This is a genomic window from Brevibacterium sp. H602, assembly GCF_051172395.1.
Lineage (GTDB): Bacteria > Actinomycetota > Actinomycetes > Actinomycetales > Brevibacteriaceae > Brevibacterium.
This window is the reverse complement of the sequence record NZ_JBPIZD010000011.1, coordinates 19,330-40,970: the sequence shown is the minus strand read 5'-3', so window position 1 is coordinate 40,970 and position 21,641 is coordinate 19,330. Positions and strand designations below refer to the sequence as shown.

At 56.9% G+C, this 21,641-nt stretch carries 18 protein-coding genes; 12 read left to right on the top strand and 6 right to left on the bottom strand.

The window, feature by feature from the left end; genetic code table 11:
- The first annotated feature begins 20 nt into the window (after positions 1-20).
- On the top strand, positions 21-935 hold the full coding sequence (locus ACSBQT_RS09890; RefSeq protein WP_410711310.1) for a patatin-like phospholipase family protein: 915 nt from the start codon (positions 21-23) through the stop codon (positions 933-935).
- A gap of 11 nt (positions 936-946) precedes the next feature.
- Here the strand turns inward: ACSBQT_RS09890 and ACSBQT_RS09885 are convergent, their stop codons facing one another.
- The 3 genes from ACSBQT_RS09885 to ACSBQT_RS09875 form a co-directional block, all read right to left on the bottom strand.
- A complete protein-coding gene (locus ACSBQT_RS09885; RefSeq protein WP_435001650.1) occupies positions 947-1,936 on the bottom strand; it encodes a DUF2804 domain-containing protein in 990 nt (329 codons plus the stop codon).
- Positions 1,937-2,011: 75 nt separating this feature from the next.
- Entirely contained in the window at positions 2,012-3,400 is a 1,389-nt protein-coding gene (locus ACSBQT_RS09880; RefSeq protein ID WP_410711312.1) for an MFS transporter, read from the bottom strand.
- A 256-nt stretch (positions 3,401-3,656) separates the two neighbouring features.
- Positions 3,657-4,748: a LacI family DNA-binding transcriptional regulator gene (locus tag ACSBQT_RS09875; protein ID WP_410711313.1), complete on the bottom strand. Its 1,092-nt coding sequence runs from the start codon at positions 4,746-4,748 to the stop codon at positions 3,657-3,659.
- A 236-nt stretch (positions 4,749-4,984) separates the two neighbouring features.
- Here ACSBQT_RS09875 and ACSBQT_RS09870 point away from each other — a divergent pair, with 236 nt between their 5' ends.
- The 7 genes from ACSBQT_RS09870 to ACSBQT_RS09840 all read left to right on the top strand — a co-directional run bounded on the left by ACSBQT_RS09870 (position 4,985) and on the right by ACSBQT_RS09840 (position 12,491).
- Entirely contained in the window at positions 4,985-6,583 is a 1,599-nt protein-coding gene (locus ACSBQT_RS09870) for an ABC transporter substrate-binding protein (protein ID WP_410711314.1), read from the top strand.
- Positions 6,580-7,524, top strand: coding sequence for an ABC transporter permease (locus ACSBQT_RS09865; protein ID WP_410711315.1), 945 nt, complete (start codon positions 6,580-6,582; stop codon positions 7,522-7,524). Before ACSBQT_RS09870 ends, ACSBQT_RS09865 begins: the two co-directional genes overlap by 4 nt.
- 1 nt (position 7,525) lies before the next feature.
- Complete coding sequence (locus tag ACSBQT_RS09860; protein ID WP_410711316.1) at positions 7,526-8,407, top strand: ABC transporter permease; 882 nt, start codon at positions 7,526-7,528, stop codon at positions 8,405-8,407.
- Between the two features lie 42 nt (positions 8,408-8,449).
- Positions 8,450-9,256: a creatininase family protein gene (locus ACSBQT_RS09855; RefSeq protein WP_410711317.1), complete on the top strand. Its 807-nt coding sequence runs from the start codon at positions 8,450-8,452 to the stop codon at positions 9,254-9,256.
- Between the two features lie 12 nt (positions 9,257-9,268).
- Positions 9,269-10,066 carry a carbon-nitrogen hydrolase family protein gene (locus ACSBQT_RS09850; protein WP_410711318.1) on the top strand — a complete coding sequence of 266 codons (798 nt, stop codon included), beginning with the start codon at positions 9,269-9,271 and terminating at the stop codon, positions 10,064-10,066.
- Complete coding sequence (locus tag ACSBQT_RS09845; protein ID WP_410711319.1) at positions 10,059-11,747, top strand: ABC transporter ATP-binding protein; 1,689 nt, start codon at positions 10,059-10,061, stop codon at positions 11,745-11,747. The genes ACSBQT_RS09850 and ACSBQT_RS09845 overlap by 8 nt, the downstream gene beginning before the upstream one ends.
- A 72-nt stretch (positions 11,748-11,819) precedes the next feature.
- Positions 11,820-12,491 carry a GntR family transcriptional regulator gene (locus ACSBQT_RS09840; protein WP_410711320.1) on the top strand — a complete coding sequence of 224 codons (672 nt, stop codon included), beginning with the start codon at positions 11,820-11,822 and terminating at the stop codon, positions 12,489-12,491.
- A 64-nt stretch (positions 12,492-12,555) separates the two neighbouring features.
- On the opposite strand, the gene ACSBQT_RS09835 is transcribed toward ACSBQT_RS09840, so the two are convergent.
- Positions 12,556-13,332, bottom strand: coding sequence for an IclR family transcriptional regulator (locus ACSBQT_RS09835; RefSeq protein WP_410711321.1), 777 nt, complete (start codon positions 13,330-13,332; stop codon positions 12,556-12,558).
- A gap of 76 nt (positions 13,333-13,408) precedes the next feature.
- Between ACSBQT_RS09835 and ACSBQT_RS09830 the strand changes: the two genes are divergently transcribed.
- From ACSBQT_RS09830 to ACSBQT_RS09815, 4 genes are read left to right on the top strand one after another with little or no spacing between them, the layout of a single operon-like run.
- Positions 13,409-14,389 carry a 2-dehydro-3-deoxygalactonokinase gene (locus ACSBQT_RS09830; RefSeq protein ID WP_410711322.1) on the top strand — a complete coding sequence of 327 codons (981 nt, stop codon included), beginning with the start codon at positions 13,409-13,411 and terminating at the stop codon, positions 14,387-14,389.
- Positions 14,382-14,996, top strand: coding sequence for a 2-dehydro-3-deoxy-6-phosphogalactonate aldolase (locus ACSBQT_RS09825; RefSeq protein WP_410711323.1), 615 nt, complete (start codon positions 14,382-14,384; stop codon positions 14,994-14,996). The genes ACSBQT_RS09830 and ACSBQT_RS09825 overlap by 8 nt, the downstream gene beginning before the upstream one ends.
- A 35-nt stretch (positions 14,997-15,031) precedes the next feature.
- Positions 15,032-16,180, top strand: coding sequence for a galactonate dehydratase (gene dgoD / locus ACSBQT_RS09820; RefSeq protein WP_410711324.1), 1,149 nt, complete (start codon positions 15,032-15,034; stop codon positions 16,178-16,180).
- Positions 16,181-16,190: 10 nt separating this feature from the next.
- Positions 16,191-17,495 (top strand): MFS transporter, encoded by a 1,305-nt coding sequence (locus ACSBQT_RS09815; protein WP_435001649.1) that lies wholly within the window; start codon positions 16,191-16,193, stop codon positions 17,493-17,495.
- Between the two features lie 552 nt (positions 17,496-18,047).
- Here the strand turns inward: ACSBQT_RS09815 and drt3b are convergent.
- The gene (gene drt3b / locus ACSBQT_RS09810; protein WP_410711326.1) at positions 18,048-20,096 is read right to left on the bottom strand and encodes an antiviral reverse transcriptase Drt3b; all 2,049 of its coding nucleotides are present in this window, start codon (positions 20,094-20,096) and stop codon (positions 18,048-18,050) included.
- Positions 20,093-21,472 carry an antiviral reverse transcriptase Drt3a gene (gene drt3a, locus ACSBQT_RS09805; protein WP_410711327.1) on the bottom strand — a complete coding sequence of 460 codons (1,380 nt, stop codon included), beginning with the start codon at positions 21,470-21,472 and terminating at the stop codon, positions 20,093-20,095. Before drt3a ends, drt3b begins: the two co-directional genes overlap by 4 nt.
- Positions 21,473-21,641: the final 169 nt, after the last annotated feature.

Below are 21,641 nucleotides of genomic sequence, written 5' to 3'. Positions count from 1 at the left end.
CAGTCGTTAAGATGATCGATATGACGAACGGGGAGCAGTCGGCGGGAACGACGCGAATCAGCGATACCGCACTCATCTTCGAAGGCGGTGGGATGCGGGCTTCGCTCACCAGCGCCATAGCAGTCGTCTTGCTCAACGAAGGCCTGTCGTTTGACTGGGTCGCTGGAATCAGTGCCGGAGCGTCCACTGCAGTGAACTACCTCTCCGAGGACAAATGGCGAGTGCGTCGATCGTTCGTCGAGTTCGCCAAGGAAGAGGAATTCGGCGGGTGGCGCTACTTCGCTCGGGGCAAAGGGATGTTCCATGGCGAGTACATCTACCAACGAGCGGGTGCCCCCGACGAGGCACTACCTTTCGATTGGGACACCTACGAGGCAAGCACCGGTGACATGCGGGTCATCGCGTTCGATGCTGAAACCGGCGAGGAGGCGGTGTGGTCGAAGAAAGACACCCCGAATATCGACGAGCTGATGATCCGCGTGCAGGCGTCATCGACGATGCCGATCGTCATGCCGCCGGTGCGTCTTGACGGCCATGTCTTCTTCGACGGTGCAATGGGGGAGGACGGCGGGATCGCGTTAAGCCAAGCGCAGCGAGAGGGCTTCGAGAAGTTCGTCATCGTTCTCACGCAGGAGCGTGGGTACAAGAAGGCACCGCAGCGATTCCCTGCCGTCTACAGAGGCATCTTCCGAAAGTACCCCGCACTGGCTGATGCGCTGCTGACACGGTGGAAGCGCTACAACGAAACTCGAGAACGCATCTTCGCCCTCGAAGAAGAGGGCAAGGCGCATGTCTTCGTCCCCGACCGCATGCCGGTCGACAACAGCACTCGCGATCTCTCGCGGCTTGCTGCCGCCCATCGGATGGGACTGTCGCAGGCCCGGCGAGAGCTGCCGGTGCTGCGAGAGTTCCTCGGGGTACAGAAATTAGCGTAGAGGGCCGAACATCACCACCGCCTATGGACCTCCTCGGCCCATCCGAAGATGTTCTCCACCCGATACTCGCGTCCCGCCAGGGACCAGACAGTGCCGGAGAAATGGCCGAATACCTGTTCTTCGCGACTGCTGACGACCTTCTTGTCGAATTCGGAGTGCCGATGGTATTCAGGGGTGAAGGTGAGGTCGACTCGTTCGCCCCTGATCGTCCACGGGGCCATCCAGTCACCGGAGTCGTAGGCCCACTCGAGCTCTTCGCTGATCTTTTCGATCTGGCCGCCCAGCCGCAGCGCATTTTCGGTCGACGGAGTTCCGGCAGTCCATTTGGCACCGAACTGCAGCCCGATCTCTTCCCCGTCTGTCGTACCGCTGCCGGAAGCCCAATTCCACAAGGTGTCGTACGGCCATTTGCCGCGGCCATGGTCCATGGTGGTGGCTGTTGTCGTGGACTCATCGAGACGGTAGGTGACTCCGTTGGCCCGAACTCGCCCGCTCGCGCTCAGGCAGTTGTCCTTGCGAGTGTATTGGAAGCGTCGGCTGTTCCACGGAACAAGGACTCCCATCGACTGATGGTCGTCTGGAACGCTGACCTCCACCTCAGCATTCACGTTCGCAGTGACGACATTGAGCGCGATGATCTGATCGCCGAAGGTGATCGAGATATCGACGTCTTTGTCACCGGACCGAATCTGCTGTGAGCCCCACGGTGCACGCGAGGACGGATTGGTCCTGAACCAGTCCATCGAGCTCGCGGTCGTCTCAGTCTGGGTCTTTCTATCGAAGAAGAACAGAGAGGTAGCGGCCTTGTAGTCCGTGTCTGAGACGGAGAATGCGAGAATCATCTCCGGTGACACGACGCACCAGTAATCGAACCGCTTCCTGCGACCCCAGCCCTTGAGATTGGCATTGTGCACCGGGAACCGACTCCACCCGACTGCAGCTTCATTGAGAGTCCCGTTCTTGAGGCACATGTCGACGGGCTGGCGAAGTTCTTTCTCCATTTGGTTCCTTTGATTTCGTGGGTTGGTCTGCTGAGTCGATGGGGTCGTCAACGTGGTCCGCCGTGGTCTAGGTGGTCAGACCTGTCGTTCTTTCATGGCCCGCAGCTCCTCGAGGATCTGCGGATACTGTTTGTCGAGTTTGAAGAAGTACAGGAGGACTGCCATGAGGACACTGACGAGCGTCGGGACCCAGATGAAGAGGTTCGAGATCATGGAGACGGCTTCTGCGGACTGTGTCTCCTGACCACCGAGATACCCGCTGGCCGCCAAGCCCCAACCGATGAGTGCGCTGCCGAGTCCGGTGCCGATTTTGATCCCCATGCTGGCGCCGCTGTAGATGAGACCTTCGATGCGGATGCCCGTTTTCCATTCCCCGTATTCCATGGTGTCGGCGAGCATGGCGAAGACGACTCCCATGATTGCGGCCTTGCCGATCCCGCGGACGATCTGTCCGATGACCACGACTGCGGTGCTGTCGGGAGCAGCGAAGATGATGAGTGAACCGACGACCGCGATCAGGCAGCCGACGATCGCTGTGTTGCGCTTTCCGAAGCGTCGAGTGATGGGCACGACGAGGAGCATCCCGCCCAAGGTCGCGAGTGTGAGAGCCGTCGCGACCACGCCGACCAGGGCTGGTGAGCCGAGCACGTACTCGGAGTAGTAGATTGCGACGCCGGCGGTGATGGCGTTGTAGATGTACATGAGGAGCAGGACCAGGGTTGCGATGAACCAGTACTTGTTGCGCGCGAGCGAGATCAGACTGGCCTTGACGCTCGGACGGTCCTTGTCCTGCTTTGTCCCGACAGGGTCAGTACGCTCTTTCGTTGACCAGAAGGTGAAGAAGTAAATGGCAGCAGCGACGAGGCCGAAGATTACGAAAGTGTAGATCCAGCCGGACTGGCCGCCGCCGAAGAAGTCGACGATCGGCAGGGTGATGTTCGTGATGGCGATGATGGCGACATAAGCCCCGATCATCTTCGCCACGTTGAGCACTGAACGTTGGTGCTGGTCGTAGGTCATGAGCGCGCCGAGGGTGCCGTGCGGGATCTCGACCGCGGTATAGACAAGCAGTGCGATGTTGTAGGTGACGATGATGTAAATGACCTGAGTGGTGCTGTTGGCATCGGGGACCGCGAAGAGCGCGGTGGCAACCACTGCGAACGGCAGCGCCAACCAGAGCAGCCACGGCCGAGCCTTGCCGAATCGAGTCCGAGTCTTGTCGAGGACGACACCCATGACCACGTCGCTGGCACCGTCGACGATGCGGGAGAAGAGGAAGATCGTGCCGATCAGGCCGGCCGCGATGCCGACGACGTCGGTGTAGAAGTAGACGAGGAAGGTCGATATCCCGGTCCAGACGACGTTATTGGCGCCGCCTGCCATTCCATAGCCGAGCTTTTCGATGCGACCCGGCTTCTCAGGGTCCCGGTGGGTGACCGGATTTGCGGTGGTGTTCAAAGGCATGAGCTTCCTTGATCATTCCAGGCGTCTCAGTTCTCACTGTTTACGGCCTATTTGGCGGTGGTGCTGCTTGCCGGTCCCTCTGAGGGCGTAATCAGTTGAGACGACAAGTAGGCAAGTCTGAGCAGATTCGACGATATTGCGGACTTTCGAAGGTGCTCTGTTATAGAGATCAAAGCAGATCGTCGCGCGTATTGCAACGTTGCAATACTGAAGCCACGAAGACTGGAGACAATGAGCAGAAGCTCGGTCGGGGTGGTTAGGGCCGGTCGCCCACTGTTGACTCGCGGATCATCAAGCGGTGTGGAGCTACGCGCCCTGCAGGAGCTTCGGTCGAGCCCAGGATGCGTTGATGTACCGCCTCGACAGCGAACTGTGCGATCGCATTCATATCGGGGGCAATTGTTGTGAGTCTCGGTGCCGAGTATCCGCCTTCCGGGGTGTTGTCCCATCCCGTGACAGCAATGTCGTTTGGCACCTGCACGCCGGCTTCCCTGAACGCTCGGAGCAGGCCGATAGCCAGTAGATCGTTGGCGCAGACCACAGCATCGATCGGCGTCGTCTTTCGCAGTAGAAGGATCTGCTGTGCGCGGGCGAATCCCTCTTCACGCGAGTAGTCGCGCTCCGCGCTGACCATTTGGGTGGAATCGGACTGTGGGGCAGCGCCGATGATGAGATCCGGGTCTTCGTCGATCTCGGCTGCTGCGAGGGCTCGACGGTAGCCTTCGAGGCGGAGATCGCCGGTGCCGAGGGTGCCTTCAGTGAGGTATCCGAGGAATGCGATTCGGCGATGACCGAGTGAGATGAGGTGTTCGGTGGCTTCACGGGTCGATTCGACGTTGTCCGCGGTGACATGGTCGATTCGAGGGTCGAGTGTGTGCTCTCCGAGCAAGACGAGCGGTGTTTTGTCACGGGCGGTCAGAATCGATTCGACCGGCAGGGTCAGGGGGCTGAAGATGATGCCGTCCGCGTGGCTGTTCTTATACCCTTGCGCTACCTGTTCTTCCTTCTCCGGCAGTCCGCGAGTTTCGTCTATCAGCACGGTGTAGTCATACGACTTGGCCGCTTCGACAACGGCGTGTGCCAGGCTGGCGAAGTAAGGGTGATCGATGTATGGAATTGCGAGCGTGATGAGGTTGCTGCGCCCTGTCCGCAACTGCCGCGCCGCAGTCTGAGGTTTATACCCCAGCTCGGCTATCGCGGCTTCAACTTTGGCTTTGGTCTCAGGCCTCAGATAGCGATGCCCATTGATGACGTTAGAAACTGTTCGCCAGGACACTCCGGCCAGCGCAGCAACGTCTTTGATGCTGGGGCGGGCTTTGGACTTTTTAGTCCCAGGTCCGTCTGTCATACAACCACTACTCCGTGTCCGCTTTCCAGATCTTCATAGTTTCACAGAGCCAGACTTTCGGAAAACCACGTGTCAGAGTCAATGCGGTGTGAACGTCTGGCCCGCGGGAATGTGCTCTGACTGGGCTGATGTGATGTCGCCAGAACAAAAGATCTCAGAGGAGTCTTGTTTCGCTAAGAATGCTCCATGTATACTCGACGTATTCGCAGTGCAACGACGCATACGACGGAGTCTCAATGACCAGAGAATTCCTTACAAGAAGAAGCGTGCTCACCGCAGCGGGAACAGCGGGTATGGGATTTGCCCTTGCCGGTTGCGGCGCAGTCGCCAACTATCCAGACTCGTGGAACGACATCTCCACCGGAAACGGTGAGCCAAATCGAGGCGGAGTCCTCCACTACGGCCTATCAACGGAACCGGTGAACTTCGAGCCGCACGTAAGCTCGGGCGCGGCTTCCGATGTGATTCGGCAGATGCTCTATAACGGACTGCTCCAATACGACCCTGATGGAGAGATCGTTCCGGATCTCGCTCTTGAACATGGCTGGGCAGGGGACACCGCATATCGAGTGAAGATCCGGACGGATGTCCGATTTCACGATGGATCGAAGATGACGGCGAGCGACGTGGTCTTCTCCATGCGTAGAATCATCGATCCTGATACCTCGTCAACTGCCGCACCGTTGTTTCGCTCCGTTGAACGAGTAGATGCATCGAGCTCGGACACGATCGTCTTCACTCTCAGAGAACCTGACAGGGCGTTCCCGTTCGCATTAGCTGACCCCTGCGCCAACGTGATCTCCAAACAATGGATCGAATCGGGCGCAGATCCACTCCTGGAGGTGATGGGGACAGGTCCCTTTACCTTTGTCGAGAGGGTTCCTGGCGTGAGCATCGTCATTGAACGATTCGACGACTACTTCGTCCCCGAGTTGCCTTATCTCAACGCTATCGAGTTCACGCCGATGGAAGACGACTACGCGCGAGTGACTGCACTGCGCACCGCGACTGTAGACATGATCGACTACATCCCCTCGACTCACGTCGATGTGATAGAGAACAATTCACAGCTCGAGGTCTATTCGGATAGCGTCTTCGGCTTTGGAGTTCTCGGGTTCGTCACGTCAAGGCCACCGTTCGACGACAAACGAGTGCGGCAGGCAGTCGCATGCAGTATTGATCGTGACGCTGCGCTAGAAACCGCTTTCTTAGGGCACGGTCGACCGATCACCGGTGGCCTTGTTCCTGACGAAGTTGCACCATATGCCTCACAGCTCGAAGGCGCGGTCGAATACGACCCTGAACGTGCTTCACACCTCCTTCGAAAGGCTGGTCGAGATGACCTCGATCTGAGCATCATCACTACAAGCAGCTACTCAGTCATTTCGAGGCCGGCTGAAGCGATGCTGCCATCTCTCCAAGAATCTGTGGTCAACCCTCGGCTGACTCGCCAAGAATGGCTCTCCTTCCAAGAGACGGTGGAAGCGAAGAAGTATCCGAGTTTCGCCTGGGGAACCTCGCTGAAATTCGGGCATCCCGCTGCATTGAGCGAGGTTGTAGCTTCAGGCAGCCGGTGGGCGAAGTTCATGGACTTCAATGACAAGCGCACCGACGACCTACTTGCTGAAGCAAGGCGTTCCAAGAACACGAGCCTCTCCAATGAACTCTTCATGGAGGTCGAGAAACGAGTGCTCGATGAGATGCCTCTGACGTATACGCTCCGTCGGATCCAGGGCGAAGCTTCCCACAAATACGTGCGTGGCTTCTCTCATCCGCCCAAGGGGGCATGGACACAGGTCAGCTTGCGTGGAGTTTGGCTGGAGGAAGAGCGATGACCAATTTCGTAGTCAGAAGAATCGGGCTCGCCGTAATCCAGCTCGTGATCGTCGCGACGATCGTGTTCCTGCTCATTCGACTGATTCCGGGTGACGCGGCTCGGGCTGTGCTCGGTGAGAACGCCACAGATGATCAAGTAGCGGCCATGCGGTCGACCATGGGCCTGGACGAAGCGTTCCCTATTCAGTTCCTCAACTACTGGAAGAATCTTCTGACAGGTGATTTAGGAGTGTCGCTGATCAGCGGTCGGCCCGTTGCCCCAGACCTGATCGTTCGATTCGGCAACTCACTTGAAATCATTGTCCTCGCGATTCTTGTTTCCATCATTGTCGGAGTGGTTCTCGGCCGGATTGCGGCCATTCGCAATGACCGTGCACTAGATCACATCATCACCGGCGGATCGGTTCTCGGCATATCGCTGCCGGTATTCGTCACCGGTACGTTGTTGCTGCTTGTGTTCTCGGTGTGGCTGCCGATTCTGCCCCCTCAGAGATATGTGGGCTTTTTCGCGGACCCAGTTGGTCACCTCCAGCTCATCATCCTTCCTGTCGTTGCGCTCGCAGCGACGTCGACGGCGGTGATTATGCGCATGACTCGATCGGCGATGCTGGAGACCCTCAGCGCGGACTTTGTACGCACAGTCAGAGCGAAAGGCGTGATCGAACGAAAAGTCATCACCAATCACGCCTTGAGAAATGCGCTGGTGCCTGTCGTGTCGATCACCAGCGTCGAGTTGGCAACGCTTATCGGGTCGACGGTTCTCATCGAAACCATATTTGGTTGGCCAGGGATGAGCTCCATGCTCATGCAGGCGGTGACCGACCGCGACTATCCGGTCATACAAGCTGTCGTACTCAGCGCATCGGTCTTCGTCATCGTGGTCAACCTGGTCGCTGACATTGTCATTCGTCTTCTCGATCCGAGAACGGAGAGCTTCTGAAATGGCCGATAATCTCGCCCTCGCCTCAACAGAGTTTGTGGAGAAGACCGGCCCGGTCTCCCGCGGAATCGTCCGCCGGCTCATTAAGAACCCCCGCACATGCATCAGCGGAGTCTTCTTCATCCTCGTCGTGCTCGTCGTTCTCCTCGGGCCTTTGATCTATCCGATCACCTATCGGGAGCAGGTCGGCATTCCTCTGTCTCAGGACGGCCTGCTCGGCACTGACGACTTCGGACGAGACGTTCTCGCGCGGTTGATTATCGCAACGCGCACATCAATGCTTGTCGCCGTCGGAGCGGTCGTCATCGCCCTGGTGGCGGGGGTCGGACTGGGTCTGTTGGCAGGATTCCTCGGTGGATGGACGTCGACGATCATTATGAGAGGGTCGGACATTCTTCTCAGCTTTCCGGCCGTCATCTTGGCGATCGCAGCTGTCGCCATCCTCGGTCCGGATCTCATCAACGTTGTCATCGTCATCGGCGTTCTCTATGTTCCCCGATTCACTCGGGTCGTCTATGCGCAATCCGTAGCGATCAGATCCGCGCAGTACGTCGACGCGGAACGCGTCAACGGCACGACGACTGCAAGCATCATCACCCGGACGGTCCTGCCGAACGTGATGTCAACCGTGATTGTCCAAGCGAGTTTGAGCCTCAGCTTCGCAATTCAGGTCGAAGCGGGACTGAGCTTCCTTGGATTGGGGGCTCAACCGCCTCTCGCTTCCTTGGGCACGATGATTGCTTCCGGCCGAGACTTCCTCGAAGTACAGCCCACGATGCTGATCTATCCATCATTGCTGCTCATCGCAATCGTCCTCGCAGTCAATGTTCTTGGTGACGGGCTCAGGGACGTTCTCGATCCTCGGCGCGCTTTCGCTCGCTGACCTTCAAGACTCACTCACGATAACCAATTGAAAGGAACTCATATGATTGACAACTCCAAGAGCTTGGGCCGCTTGAGCTGGACCGAGGTCGCAGAAGCTGCAGATCGCAATCCAGTCGTACTAGTACCGATTGGAGCCATCGAACAGCATGGGCCGCATCTTCCGGTACACGAAGACTCCATAGTTGCAGAATGGGCCGCCTACAAGATTGCGGAGCTCACTGATGGTCAAGTCGACACCTTAGTGGCGCCGGCCTTGCATTACGGCCATTCACCGACGTTTCGCGGGTTCGCGGGAAATCTTTCCCTTAGCGCCGAGACGCTGAAAGCGGTAGTCCGAGACATCATCGAATCGCTTGTGCAGTCGGGTTTCAAACGAATCGTTCTCGTCGATAACAACGGTGGAAACGTCGGCCCAGTTTCGGGGGCGGCAGTTGATTGTCGGAGGGACCTTGGTGTACTCATCGGTCACGTCTACCCATGGCAATTGGGCTACGGCTTGATGCGAGACGTCTACGACGATGCAGCTGCGGTCTATGGGCACGGTGCTGAGCCTGAGCTGTCCGCGATGCTTGCGATATTCCCCGAGCAGGTCGACATGTCGAAGGCGGAATCCGGCGGTTTGAACAGCGAGTCGGGTTGGACACCGTTGAGCTATGCCGACGCGAAGATCGGAGACTATACCGTACCGGGCACTGTCTACTGGGACTTCTCTGAAGTCAGTAAGAACGGAGTCACCGGAGATGTCAGCGTTGCCGACAAGGCTACCGGAGCTGAATGGATTCGCAGAGTGATGGGCTTCTGTGCCGAGTACGTCCGGGAATATGACCGTAATACGGCGACGAACTGAAGGAGATATGACATGAAGGTCGCAATTTCACAATTTGCAGCCAGTCCCACGATTGCTGAGAACACCGCGCATATTGTCGCCGATGCTCACCGCGCAGCGGCCGAAGGAGCGACGCTCCTGGTCTGCCCCGAGGCGGCGATGATCCGGCTTCCAGACAAACACGAATCATTGGTTGGACGAGTCGAAGATCCAGACGGAAGTTTCGGAAGCGCGCTGGCGAAAGCGTCATCGGAGACCGGAGTGACAATCGTCGCTGGTGCGTTTACTCCAGGAGATGAGACGAAGGTGAAGAACACACTCTTCGTAGCGTCCGGGGGTGAAATCGTCGCCACTTACGACAAGATCCATCTTTATGACGCCTTCTCCGACAGGGAGTCGGACAAGGTGATCGCCGGCCCTGCCGAACCGGTCACTATCGATGTCGACGGTGTGCGGATCGGATTGGCAACCTGCTATGACCTGCGTTTTCCTGAGATTTTCCGAGTTCTGGCAGATAAGGGAAGTCTACTGGTGACGGTTCCCACTGCATGGGTGAAAGGTGCTCTCAAAGAAGAACATTGGCTGACCCTGCTGAGAGCGAGAGCCATTGAGAACAGCTTCTTCATCGTCGGAAGTGGGGAATCCGGAGAACGATCGATTGGTCGTTCCGCCGCTTTCGACCCCATGGGCCTGCAATTGACGGACCTGGGTACGGGGAACTCGTTCGGGACGGTGGACATCGATATTGATCTCGTCTCCCGTACTCGGTCGCTCAATCCTGGGTTGCACAATCGCAGGTTCGAAGTGATTCCACGGAGACAACATGCCTGAGGAAAACGATCGTCTGGAACGTGAAACTCTGCTGAAGGTGGACGACCTCTCGGTCAGCTTCGAAATGTCGGGTAAGGGTGCGGCTGCAGTCGATAACGTGTCTTATACCGTTAATCGCGGTGAGGTACTCGCAATTGTCGGCGAATCCGGTTCCGGCAAGTCCGTGTCGTCGATGGCTATTCTCGGTCTGCTTCCTCCCAATGCTCGGGTGCACGGCAGGATAGAATTCAACGGGCTGAACCTTCTCGAACTCAGTTCCGACCAACTGCGACAATTGCGGGGCCAGAAGATCGCGATGATCTTTCAGGAACCGATGACCGCGCTGGACCCGGTGTACACGATCGGCGAACAGATCGTCGAGGCTATTCGCGCTCACAGTCGAATGAGCAAGAACGACGCGCAACGCCGAGCGCTCGAACTTCTTCATCTGGTGCAGCTTCCCGAACCCGAACGTCGGATCCACCACTATCCTCACCAATTATCCGGTGGTCAGTTGCAACGAATAGTCATTGCTATGGCAGTCAGTTGCGATCCGGATCTACTCATCGCGGACGAGCCGACAACTGCGCTTGATGTCACTGTGCAGGCCGAAATCCTTGAACTGCTCCGAGATCTCGGCGCAAGGTTGAACGCATCGGTTCTGTTCATTACCCACGATATGGGTGTGGTCGCCGACCTCGCGGATCGCGTCATTGTCATGCGCGAGGGACGAATTGTGGAGGAGGCGTTGGTGGGGGATCTCTTTGGTGCTCCGAAAGCGGAATACACTCAGAACCTCCTCAACTCAGTACCTCACCTAGGAAAGACTCAACACAAGGCATCTGCAGACGTAAGCAGCTCCGCAGAAGCGTCCCCAGAATCGAGTGTGTTGCGTTTCGACAAAGTCGAGATCACCTACCCTGGCAGAGCGGGAGCCGAAGACTTCAAAGCTGTCGAGGATGTCTCGATCGATGTGATGCAAGGTGAAGTCGTCGGATTGGTCGGTGAATCAGGCTCCGGAAAGTCCACACTCGGCCGTTGTGCCATGGGGTTGCTGAAGCCAAGTTCCGGGAGCGTGTCGGTGTGCGGAACTGATATCACCTCATTGTCCTCACGGAAGCTCAGGCCAAAACGACGTGAGTTCAGCATGGTCTTCCAAGATCCTGCTTCGTCGCTGAACCCGAGACAGACTCTTGGAGAAATCGTCGCGAAACCGTTGAAGCTACACATGCAAATGAGCTCAGTGGAGGTTCGTCGACGGGTGGAGGAAATGCTTGAAAGAGTCCGGGTTCCCAGCTCATGGGTGGAACGGTACCCACACGAGCTGTCGGGCGGGCAACGCCAACGCATCGGCATCGCCCGGGCTCTCATCCTCTCGCCACGTCTGCTCATTGCGGACGAGCCGACTTCAGCACTCGATGTTTCGGTACAGGCGACGGTTCTCGATCTCTTCAAAGAACTGCAGAATGAACTCGGGTTCTCGTGTCTGTTCATCACTCATGATCTTGGCGTGGTGGAAGAACTCGCCGACCGCATCGCGGTACTCAGAGCCGGTCGTCTGGTTGAATTCGGAAGGGCGTCAGATGTCCTTAACCGTTCCGAGCACGAGTACACCCGTCGACTCGTGCTGTCTGCGCCGGTACCGGACCCTGCAGCGCAGAAGAAGAGGAGGCAAGCGTTTGCTGAGGTGAACTCGCGATAACAGCGAGTTCAATCTAGGGCTTAGAATCTATCAAGACTAGCTGCGAGATGATGGGAATGAAGGGAGAACCAGGTGGAGGCAAAGAGGCCGCTGGCGCGTTCGCTTGCATTCGACTGGGTTCGAAATGCCATTGTTTCGGGTGTGTACCACGGTCATGATTACATCGAGGAATCGACAGTATGCGAAGCTGTCGGTGTTTCTCGGACTCCGGTGCGAGAGGCTTTCAATCAACTCGCGGCAGAGAAGTACATCACTCTTACCCCTCGCCATGGAGCACAGGTCAGAGGCATCGGGGCCCAAGAGCTTCTCGAGGTCTATGAAGTGCGCCGACTGATCGAGGGGCGAAGTATTGAATTACTTTGCGAGACTAAGATTTCGGTGACTGACGAGGCCCTATCCGCGTTGGAAGACCGGTTGCGAACTACTGCTGCCCAACATGAGTCGCCTCTCGACCCAGAACTGCGAGTAGCTGCTTCTCAGACAGATTGGATGTTCCACTATTCAATCGTCAGCGCTGCAGGAAACTCGGTTCTGTCTGAGACTTATGAGTTTCTCAGATCGAGGCAGCAACGAGTGAGTATCGAGACCGGGATGCGATTTCCAGACCTCATAAGGAAGTACGACGAGCACCACGTCGCAATGATAGATGCGTGGCGCAGTTTCGACGAAGGTGAGTTCAAACGGATTCTCTCTGAACATCTTCGACCGGCTGAGCGTATCCTCGCCTCGTTGGATGAAGGCTGATCGACCGAGTTCGAGAGCCGGGTGTGTAACGCGCATTACAGCTGGGACTCTGTTTAACGATCATCTAGCCCTGCCGATACCCCAACTTCACCGAAATCTCCCGCGCCGAAGCCTTCATCACCGGTACCAACGCCTGCATCCGGTCCTTCGGCATGAACGGACGAGTCGCTGACAGCGAAATGCCGGCGACGATTTCCCCGCTGCCGTCCCTGATTGGTGCAGCCACGCACCGGATGCCTGGTTCATTCTCCTCCAGGTCGAATGTAGCCCCATCGCGCGTGTAGCCGTTCATCCGTTTGACGAATGACTCCACAGCCGACGAATCTGCCTCAGGGTTCTCCGCAGTAAACAGCCTCTCCCACCGATCCTCCTGTCCCAGCAGCAATGCCTTCCCGACGCCGGTCCGAGTCAAGGGCATCCGGTGGCCGATGCGCGATCGCATCTCCGCCCCACGCGTGCCCGGAATCTTGTGCAGGTAGAGCACCGACTCCCCATCTTCGACCGAGAGATGAATGGTGTCCTGCGTCCGTTCGGCCAGAGCCTCGAGATTCTCCCTGGCGACCACCGGCAGTGGGTCCTGGTTGAGCGCGGTGAAGCCAAACTCGATGAGAGTTGGCCCGAGCCGAAACTCCCCAGGCGACCCATGGCGCAGATAACCCATCTGCACCAACAGCTGAATCATGCGGTGCGCACTCGACCTGCCGAGATTCGTAGTGTCGACCACGGCCTTCAACGTCGTCGAGCCATGCGCCACCGCGCTGATGATCTGCAGTCCTCTTGCCAGGGTCTGTGTGCCCTGGGGGATGGGTTCACTCGAACGTCTGTCAAGGTTCTCGGTCATTCCACCAGTATGTCATCGATCCCACATATAGGGACACGGGTGGCACATGATGAACACAGTGACCATAGTGACTTCTATGGCAAAACTGGCACCACCCGAGGCCCCGCAGATGATCGGCCTCGACTGGGGTACTAGCTCATTGCGAGCGTTCCTCATGGGCAACGGCGGACAGATCCTCGCCGAACGCAACGGACCGGACGGAATCATGGCTGTAGGCGCGGACTCCGCCGACCCGCGCGCCGACTTCTCCCGCATCGCGCAATCCACTATCGGTGACTGGCTCACAGAATTCGGCCAACCTCCGGTCCTGGCCAGCGGCATGATCGGTTCAACCCAAGGAATCGCCGAGGCGGGCTATCTCGATCTGCCGACCGATCTGGGAGATCTCGGCAAGCACCTCACGACAGTTGAACTCGACACCTTCGACCTCCGCATCGTTCCCGGCCTGCAGAAGACCGCGAGCGAGACTAACGCCCCCGACGTCATCCGCGGTGAAGAGACCCAGCTGCTCGGACTGCTCACTCCCGAACTCACAGAACAGCGCACGGTGGTCCTTCCCGGTACCCACACGAAATGGGTGACCTGTGAAGGAACTCGCGTCACCGACTTCTCCACCTCGATGAGCGGCGAAATCTTCGGCCTGCTGAGCACCTCGTCGATCCTCGCCCGATTGGCCGAACCCACCGAAGACTTCCACCTCGAAGCCTTCAACTGGGGAGTAAGCATCGGAGCCGATGACCCCGCTGTCCTCACCTCGTCGCTCTTCTCCGCCCGCACCTGGGCCCTCGACGGTCGCCTGCTCGGCGATGAGGTCAACGACTACCTGTCAGGAATGCTCATCGGGGCCGAGGTGGCCAGCCAGCTGACACTGAACACCGAATCTTCCGCACCGGTCATCATCTGCGGATCGACAAGCCTCACCCAACGCTACTCACGCGCACTCAACCGACTGGGTCGGGAAACTGTCGTCGCGGATCCACGCGCGGCCGCCACCGGACTCTTCCGCATCGCTGAACACTCCGGCATCGTGCCGACTAAGGAGAACGCCCATGCCTGACTCTGTTCCCGCCGGCCTCATCGCCATCCTCCGCGGGGTTCATTCTGAAGAAATCCTCGATATCGCCGAAGGCATCGTCGACGCCGGCTTCTCCGCCATTGAGGTGCCACTCAACTCGCCCGACCCGCTGGTCTCGATCGAAAAACTGGTCGAGAGATTCGGACACGAGGTGGAAGTCGGCGCCGGCACGGTGCTCACCGCCGACCAGGTCAACGAGTGCCAACAGGCCGGGGCCCGCATCATCGTCGCCCCCGACACCGACCGCGACGTCATCACAACCGCACTCGAGCTTGGGCTCACCCCATACCCAGGTGCAGCGACCCCGACCGAAGCTTTCGCCGCAGTCAAAGCCGGCGCCACCAACGTCAAGCTCTTCCCATCCTCGGCGGTGGGGATCAGCGGAATGAAAGCCTGGCGCGAAGTTCTTCCCAGCGGCACCGAACTCTTCCCTGTCGGGGGAGTCGGAGCCGACAACGCGGCCGAATGGCGAAAGGCAGGTGCTGCCGGCCTCGGCCTCGGCTCCTCCCTTTATCGCCGAGGCGACCGCCCCGACGACGTGCGCACCCGGGCCCAGGCGATCGCCTCGGCGTGGGCTCAATCCTTCTGACATCAACGACGACCACCGAACGAAAGGCAAGAACAATGAAGATCACGTCGATGACGACGTACACCGTGCCGCCGAGGTGGCTCTTCCTCAAGATCGAAACCGACGAGGGGATCGTCGGTTGGGGTGAGCCGATCATCGAGGGCAAGGCCGCCACCGTCGCTGCCGCCGTCGATGAGCTCTCCGACCTGCTCATCGGCAAGGATCCTGCGAACATCGAGGACCTGTGGACGATCATGTACCGCGGTGGCTTCTACCGTGGCGGGCCGATTCTCATGAGCGCGATCTCCGGCATCGATCAGGCGCTGTGGGACATCAAAGGCAAGGCGCTCAATCAGCCGGTTCATCAGCTGCTCGGTGGGAAAGTTCGCGACCGCATCCGCACGTACTCCTGGATCGGCGGTGACCGTCCCAGCGATACGGCGGCAGCTGCCCTGGAGACGAAGAACCGCGGCTTCACAGCGGTGAAGATGAACGCCACCGAGGAGCTGCAGTTCATCGACTCCTACACCAAGGTCGATCAGGTCCTCGAGAACGTGCAAGCGGTCCGAGACGCCACGGGTGCTGACTTCGGCATCGGCATCGACTTCCATGGACGAGTCCATAAGCCGATGGCCAAGGTTCTCATCAAAGAGCTCGAAGCGTACCGGCTTCTCTTCATTGAAGAGCCTGTGTTGTCCGAGCACTTCGGTTCACTGCGTGAAGTCATGGCGAACACGCCAACGCCGATCGCTCTGGGGGAGCGGCTGTTCTCTCGGTGGGACTTCCGTGAAGTCATCGCTTCCGGTGCCGTGGACATCATCCAGCCTGATGTCTCCCACGCTGGTGGCATCACCGAGACGCGGAAGATCGCCATGATGGCCGAAGCCTACGACGTGGCACTCGCATTGCATTGCCCTCTGGGTCCTATCGCGCTTGCCGCATGCCTCCAGGTCGACGCCGGCAGCTACAACGCTTTCATCCAGGAGCAGAGCCTGGGTATCCACTACAACACGAGCAACGATCTGCTCGACTACGTCACCGATGCGTCGGTCTTCGACTACGACGACGGCATGATCACGATACCGACCGGGCCCGGTCTGGGCGTCGAGGTCAACGAGGAGTACGTCATCGAGCGCTCGGCTGAGGGCCACCGGTGGCGCAACCCGATCTGGCGTCATGCCGACGGCTCCTTCGCGGAATGGTGAGGAGAGACCAATGACGAAGCTCGATAGCCTCACAGTCACCAAGCCGACCCGAATCCGCTACATCATCGCGGTTCTCCTTTTCATCACCGTCGTCATCAACTACATGGACCGGGCAAACCTGTCCATCGCGATGCCGGCGCTCTCTCAGGAATTCGATCTCACCACGGGGCAACAGGGGCTGCTGCTCTCGGCGTTCGGTTGGACCTACGCTGCGATCCAGCTGCCTGGTGGATGGCTCGTCGATCGAGTCCGACCGCGAGTGCTCTATGCGTCGTGCCTCGTGCTGTGGTCGCTCGCAACTCTATTCATGGGAATGTCTGGCGGCTTCATCGCGCTCATCATCCTCCGGCTCATGGTCGGCGGCTTTGAAGCACCCGCGTACCCGATCAACAACAAAGTCGCGACCGCATGGTTCCCGGAGCGTGAGCGTGGTCGAGTCATCGCCTTCTACACGTCCGGTCAGTTCATTGGCTTAGCGCTGCTCACTCCGATGCTCTCCTGGCTGCAGACGGTGCTCACCTGGCACTGGGTGTTCATCCTCACCGGTGTCGTCGGCATCATCTGGGCCGCGATCTGGTGGTTCGTCTACCGGGAGCCGCGTGACAAGGCCGGCGTCAATCAGGCCGAGATCGACCTCATCGCCTCAGGCGGGGGACTCGTCGATGTCGAGAGCGGGGTGAAGAAGGAGGCAAAGCCGAAGCTCAAATGGTCCGACGTCAAGGTCGTACTGACTCGTCGGAGACTGTGGGGCATCTACCTCGGCCAGTTCTGTCTGACCTCGACCTTGTGGTTCTTCCTTACTTGGTTCCCGACCTACCTCGTCGACTACCGAGGAATGGACTACATCGAGTCGGGCTTCATGGCCTCGTTGCCATTTATCGCCGCCCTAGTTGGGGTGCTTCTTTCCGGAACGGTTTCGGACCTCATGGTTAAGAAGGGCCTGTCTCTGGGTATGGCACGGAAGTTGCCGATCATCATCGGGATGGCAATGACCGTGTTCATGCTCGGTGCGAACTACACGGATTCGTCAGCTTGGGTCATCATGTTCATGTCGATTGCGTTCTTCGGCAACGGTTTCGCGTCGATCACTTGGTCACTGGTGTCTGCGTTGGCACCAGAACGACTGCTGGGCCTGACCGGAGGAATGTTCAACTTCATCGGCAACCTCTCGTCAATCGCGACACCGATCGTCATCGGCTTCCTCGTCACCGACATCGACTTCGCTCGTGCGTTCGTCTACATGGCTGCAGTCACGATCGTCGGCGTGCTGTCGTACGTGTTCCTCGTCGGCACGGTAAAGCGGGTGTCGGAATAGGACCAGCTCATGTCTACGTGGAGGGACACAGCTTCAAGACGCTTTTGGAGCAGTTTCGAGGACGCCCAACGAGGCCAACTATCCTACTTTATAAAGGGGCGATACGGGCGTCTCATGACTAGTAATGTGCACCTAGTCTGCTTGCTCGGTCACGAGACAAAACTTCGAGAATCAACTTATCCGCCGACGAGCAGAATCCTCAACAGGACGGGCTGAGGCTCTCATTTCGCAGACGAGACGACTCATATGCCTACAGATACGAGGCACCCGGGGAGGGTCCGAGTGTACCCATTCCAACCGATCACGAGATCGCAAGGTGGAAATAACTGTGGGCAGAGAAGTCGGGCTTCAACGCCATCACAAAGTGAGTTAAGGCGAAACCGTAAGATCACACGAAGGCATCTTGCCAGCTAACCAAGCCACTAAGCGAGAAACTCCTACGATACGCGCATCGACCAGGCAAAAGCCTGGTCGACACTTGGAGCTTCGAGACGCCCGGCTCCCTGCGCCAGTGTGTGAGTCTTAAAGACTATTGCGTCGTGGCTGCATCGACTAGTATACCATTTGGGCAATTTTGAGTTGCAGGCGCTGATGGTAGTCATCGCTAGCGTTCCAAGCGAACAGCGATGGCTGCAGTTTGCTCTTCATCAGAGCCTTCACCTTTCCCCCCGAAAGACCAGTGGCTTCCTTCACTTCCGTCTCAGACAGCCCTGGCATTGCAGCCAGGCTCATTCGCAGAATGACCCTGGCTGCATTGAACTTACGGTCTGATGCTCCTAGATCAACAAGTGCTCTTGCTCGTTTAAGCAAGCTTGTCTTGAGTGGGCTACGTTCAGTCCTCTCGCCATACCTCCGCAAGAATGTGAGTACTCCGAACGCGTCTAGCTCATCAGGTTCAACGCCCCTTCGGCTCAGAATCTCTAAGAGTTGGCTTTCGGCGACGTTCGGGTTCAGGTAGATCAAACAGTCAGCAAGCAGTAAAGTATGCACACCAAACTCAGCTTCATCTCGGACAGCAGTCAACTGGGCCTCTATTTCCCGCAACGCCTTGTCCTTAAATGATTGAATCTGAAGGGGACCGAGGTGATTGTCTTCCAATTCCTTCAAGGCACCGACTATGAGTCGAGTGACCTTAATGCTATGAGAGACTGACTGCGCTCCCGCGTATATAAACATAGCTGTGTCCAGGTTTGAAACGAGGTAGCTGACCAACGCAGTTTGAGCGGAAGCGAGCTTCTTCGCGTCGCCTTCTGCGCGGACTAAGTCCATGTACTTCCGATACTTCTTGGTTGTCGCAGACACTCTCCTTCCAACCTCGTATAAGTACGAGTTAGCAATGTCTCCGGGCTCGAGCTCTGTGTTAATCAACGTGGCTTTATAGTCGAGAATCGCCTTACTGCTCGAGAAATAAAGATTTGCATTCGGATTTTCGGCTTCAAGATTGATGGTGCAATCTGTGCGACGCTCGAGGCTCTCTCGAATTCTGAGTTTTGCGACGGAGACATGCGAGTGGAGAGGAGTGTCAAATTCTCGCTGTTTGTGATCATTGAGGTGCAACCGAAACTCGCTCAACTGGCTCGCCAGCAGTTCCTCGACTCGCTGGCTATTCTTAGCATCCGAGAGGAAAATGAAATAGTCGTCAACGTAACGCATTATCTCGTAATCACGGCCAGCCCTCATGCCTTCTTTAGCCAGCAGCAGCCGCTCGACCCGTACGTCAACTTCCTGCAGGATGATCTCTGCAAAAATACGCGAGAACTCCGGACCAATGATGATCCCACTGGTTTCCGCGTAATTCAAATACTGCATGTATCGGTCAAACTTGGCGCCAAAAGTTGCATCGACTCTGCCCTCGCTGTGGAATTCTTTGCTCGCCCGAACGCCATTCGTGACCCACGAAACAGTATGTGTATAGATGCTGTCGAAGCATTTAGACACGTCAGCTCGCACCAGTCTTGGATATTTTCGTTCACACGCCCGAAACTCAGGAGATGAGTAAAAACGGTTAATGTTGTTGTAGCGTCGGTACGAGAAGAACGAGGTGACATGCTCGTATTCCAGGTCGTATTGTTCAAATCCGTATGCCTCATTGTCCCTACGATGAGCGAACTCAGTGTCTCTCTTGGTGTAGAGGCGAGCGACTCTCTGCGGGTAACGAATCGAGAAGCTACTTCTATTTGTGTAATAAAGGATTGAGTCGCGGTACTTGCTAATGAAATACGCCATCGCAAGCATCGACTGCGGGTGGGGCAAAGCTAAATTGCGGTTCTTTCCGTTATTTCGCTTGGCACGATATTTGTATGGATGACGTAGGTCATACGCGGCTCCCTTTTGTGATTTTAAGTCGAAGAAAATATAGCCACCCTGGCATGCTCCTCCTCCGAATGACATGCCGTCGAACACGAGCTCAAGCCAGTACTTTTCGGCCTTCCCGAATCGGTTCTTGGAAACTCTGAACTTATGCTCGTCGAGCCAGGCGAATTTGATCTTGCGTAAAAATGCATACAACATAGACGTGTTGAAAGGGAGTGGCACTTCATAGGGTAGCATTTCTGAGGTTAGAGCCCTAAGTGGATCGCGCCTTACCGTTTCATGCTTCATAAGAACCCTTTCCAAATCTGAATAACTCGTTGTGCTTTTCGCTGACTGAATCTATAGAAAGGTTTCTGAGTGAACATCTCCTGAAACGAAATGGCTTTAATTTTCTTTCTCAGATGCTCAGACATCTTGTTCGAATGATCCCTCCTGAATTTCTCCAGCGCGGCGTCAAGTTCTGTTAACTCCGTCGCATCAGTGTCCAAGGCGCTGTTCGAGAAGAAGAGTCCAATTGCCACATTATCTTTCGAGTTCAACAGTTTGGTATTGCCAGCCAGATAGCGCAACCGATCCATCAACAGGCCATCGTGGCCGTGATTGGGACGTGCTGCGTCGGGCGAGGAACTCAGCCACGACTGAAAGGTCAATTCCAAGCGCTTCATTCTGCGCTGATGGCGGCTTTCAGTAAGGCCAGTCGTCAGCTTCCCACGGGTTCGGGTGAACCTGTATCCCAGATACTGCAACGCGCTACCCGCCGGATAGTCGCCGTTCTCGTCAGTAACGATTGCAACAGTCTTCGCAAGATTCTGTGTCAAGGAGAGTTTGCGAAATTGCATCTCGATTTCGGCCTTTACAATATCCAGCGCTGCCTCATCCGTTAAGACGAGGACCATGTCGTCGACGTATCGTGCGTAGAACAGCACGCCGGGGATGGCCTTCATGACGCGGTCAAACTCATGAAGATAGAAATCAGCGAGATGGGAACTCATGCCTACACCTTGTGGAATTCCCGTACGTGTGCCGTTGATTTTTGCAAATTCATCGAGTAGCTGAGATACAAGAGCCAAGCTCACTGTGTCGAGTCGCTTCAAAGAGCCAAGTCGTGCTAGCAGCTTATCGTGCGGAATTGATCCGAAAAACGACGTGATGTCAATCCGATAGATGGCATGCGAGTACTTCTTTCCAAGGGCCTCCTTGAGCGAACGCACTATTCCATTGCGGCTCTGCATCTCGGCGGCACGGAGACCTCGAATGACGGCAGCTGCTTGCTTTGCAGGGAAGGCAACTTCCAACGTGTCTCTGATTCGATAGGTCTGCCGATCTCCGAGCTTTACTGCTTGAGTGAGACCAAAGGTGAAACTGCCGTCCCATAAGGCCTGTTCGAACTGGATTAACGCTTCATGTAGCGCGTCTTCAAGAGCTTCGTCGCGGTATTGGCGCAACTTTTTGCGATCCGAATGGAATCGGTCGCGGGCAAGAAGCCTGGCGGGGCTGTCTAGGCTGAGGGAGGTCACCTCATTTTTGTATTGGTCTCGTCTGAGCCGAAGGGCAACAACAGCGTCTTTTACTGCCGGTACGGAACGTGTTAGGTTCTCACCACGGCGTGACTCTCGTTCCGCAAGGGCCTTGAAACTCCGAACTGAATAAGGTGTAATTGCCATTGGACTGCACAGCCTCCCTCTAAAGCATGCGAGAGAGCACGCTCCACTAATTGTACTTTCGCAATTTCCGAATTTTCCGGTGGCACTTCTCCTACAGCTCCATGTAGCAGTTGCATGTTGTGTCAATACATCGAAGAGAGTCGTCACCAAACATAGTCGATTTGCTCAA

Bases quoted from the DNA above. Each gene is read 5' to 3' on its own strand.
- ACSBQT_RS09890 (WP_410711310.1), top strand. From the start codon at position 21: ATGACGAACGGGGAGCAGTCGGCGGGAACGACGCGAATCAGCGATACC.
- ACSBQT_RS09885 (WP_435001650.1), bottom strand. From the start codon at position 1,936: ATGGAGAAAGAACTTCGCCAGCCCGTCGACATGTGCCTCAAGAACGGG.
- ACSBQT_RS09880 (WP_410711312.1), bottom strand. From the start codon at position 3,400: ATGCCTTTGAACACCACCGCAAATCCGGTCACCCACCGGGACCCTGAG.
- ACSBQT_RS09875 (WP_410711313.1), bottom strand. From the start codon at position 4,748: ATGACAGACGGACCTGGGACTAAAAAGTCCAAAGCCCGCCCCAGCATC.
- ACSBQT_RS09870 (WP_410711314.1), top strand. From the start codon at position 4,985: ATGACCAGAGAATTCCTTACAAGAAGAAGCGTGCTCACCGCAGCGGGA.
- ACSBQT_RS09865 (WP_410711315.1), top strand. From the start codon at position 6,580: ATGACCAATTTCGTAGTCAGAAGAATCGGGCTCGCCGTAATCCAGCTC.
- ACSBQT_RS09860 (WP_410711316.1), top strand. From the start codon at position 7,526: ATGGCCGATAATCTCGCCCTCGCCTCAACAGAGTTTGTGGAGAAGACC.
- ACSBQT_RS09855 (WP_410711317.1), top strand. From the start codon at position 8,450: ATGATTGACAACTCCAAGAGCTTGGGCCGCTTGAGCTGGACCGAGGTC.
- ACSBQT_RS09850 (WP_410711318.1), top strand. From the start codon at position 9,269: ATGAAGGTCGCAATTTCACAATTTGCAGCCAGTCCCACGATTGCTGAG.
- ACSBQT_RS09845 (WP_410711319.1), top strand. From the start codon at position 10,059: ATGCCTGAGGAAAACGATCGTCTGGAACGTGAAACTCTGCTGAAGGTG.
- ACSBQT_RS09835 (WP_410711321.1), bottom strand. From the start codon at position 13,332: ATGACCGAGAACCTTGACAGACGTTCGAGTGAACCCATCCCCCAGGGC.
- ACSBQT_RS09830 (WP_410711322.1), top strand. From the start codon at position 13,409: ATGGCAAAACTGGCACCACCCGAGGCCCCGCAGATGATCGGCCTCGAC.
- ACSBQT_RS09825 (WP_410711323.1), top strand. From the start codon at position 14,382: ATGCCTGACTCTGTTCCCGCCGGCCTCATCGCCATCCTCCGCGGGGTT.
- dgoD (WP_410711324.1), top strand. From the start codon at position 15,032: ATGAAGATCACGTCGATGACGACGTACACCGTGCCGCCGAGGTGGCTC.
- ACSBQT_RS09815 (WP_435001649.1), top strand. From the start codon at position 16,191: ATGACGAAGCTCGATAGCCTCACAGTCACCAAGCCGACCCGAATCCGC.
- drt3b (WP_410711326.1), bottom strand. From the start codon at position 20,096: ATGAAGCATGAAACGGTAAGGCGCGATCCACTTAGGGCTCTAACCTCA.
- drt3a (WP_410711327.1), bottom strand. From the start codon at position 21,472: ATGGCAATTACACCTTATTCAGTTCGGAGTTTCAAGGCCCTTGCGGAA.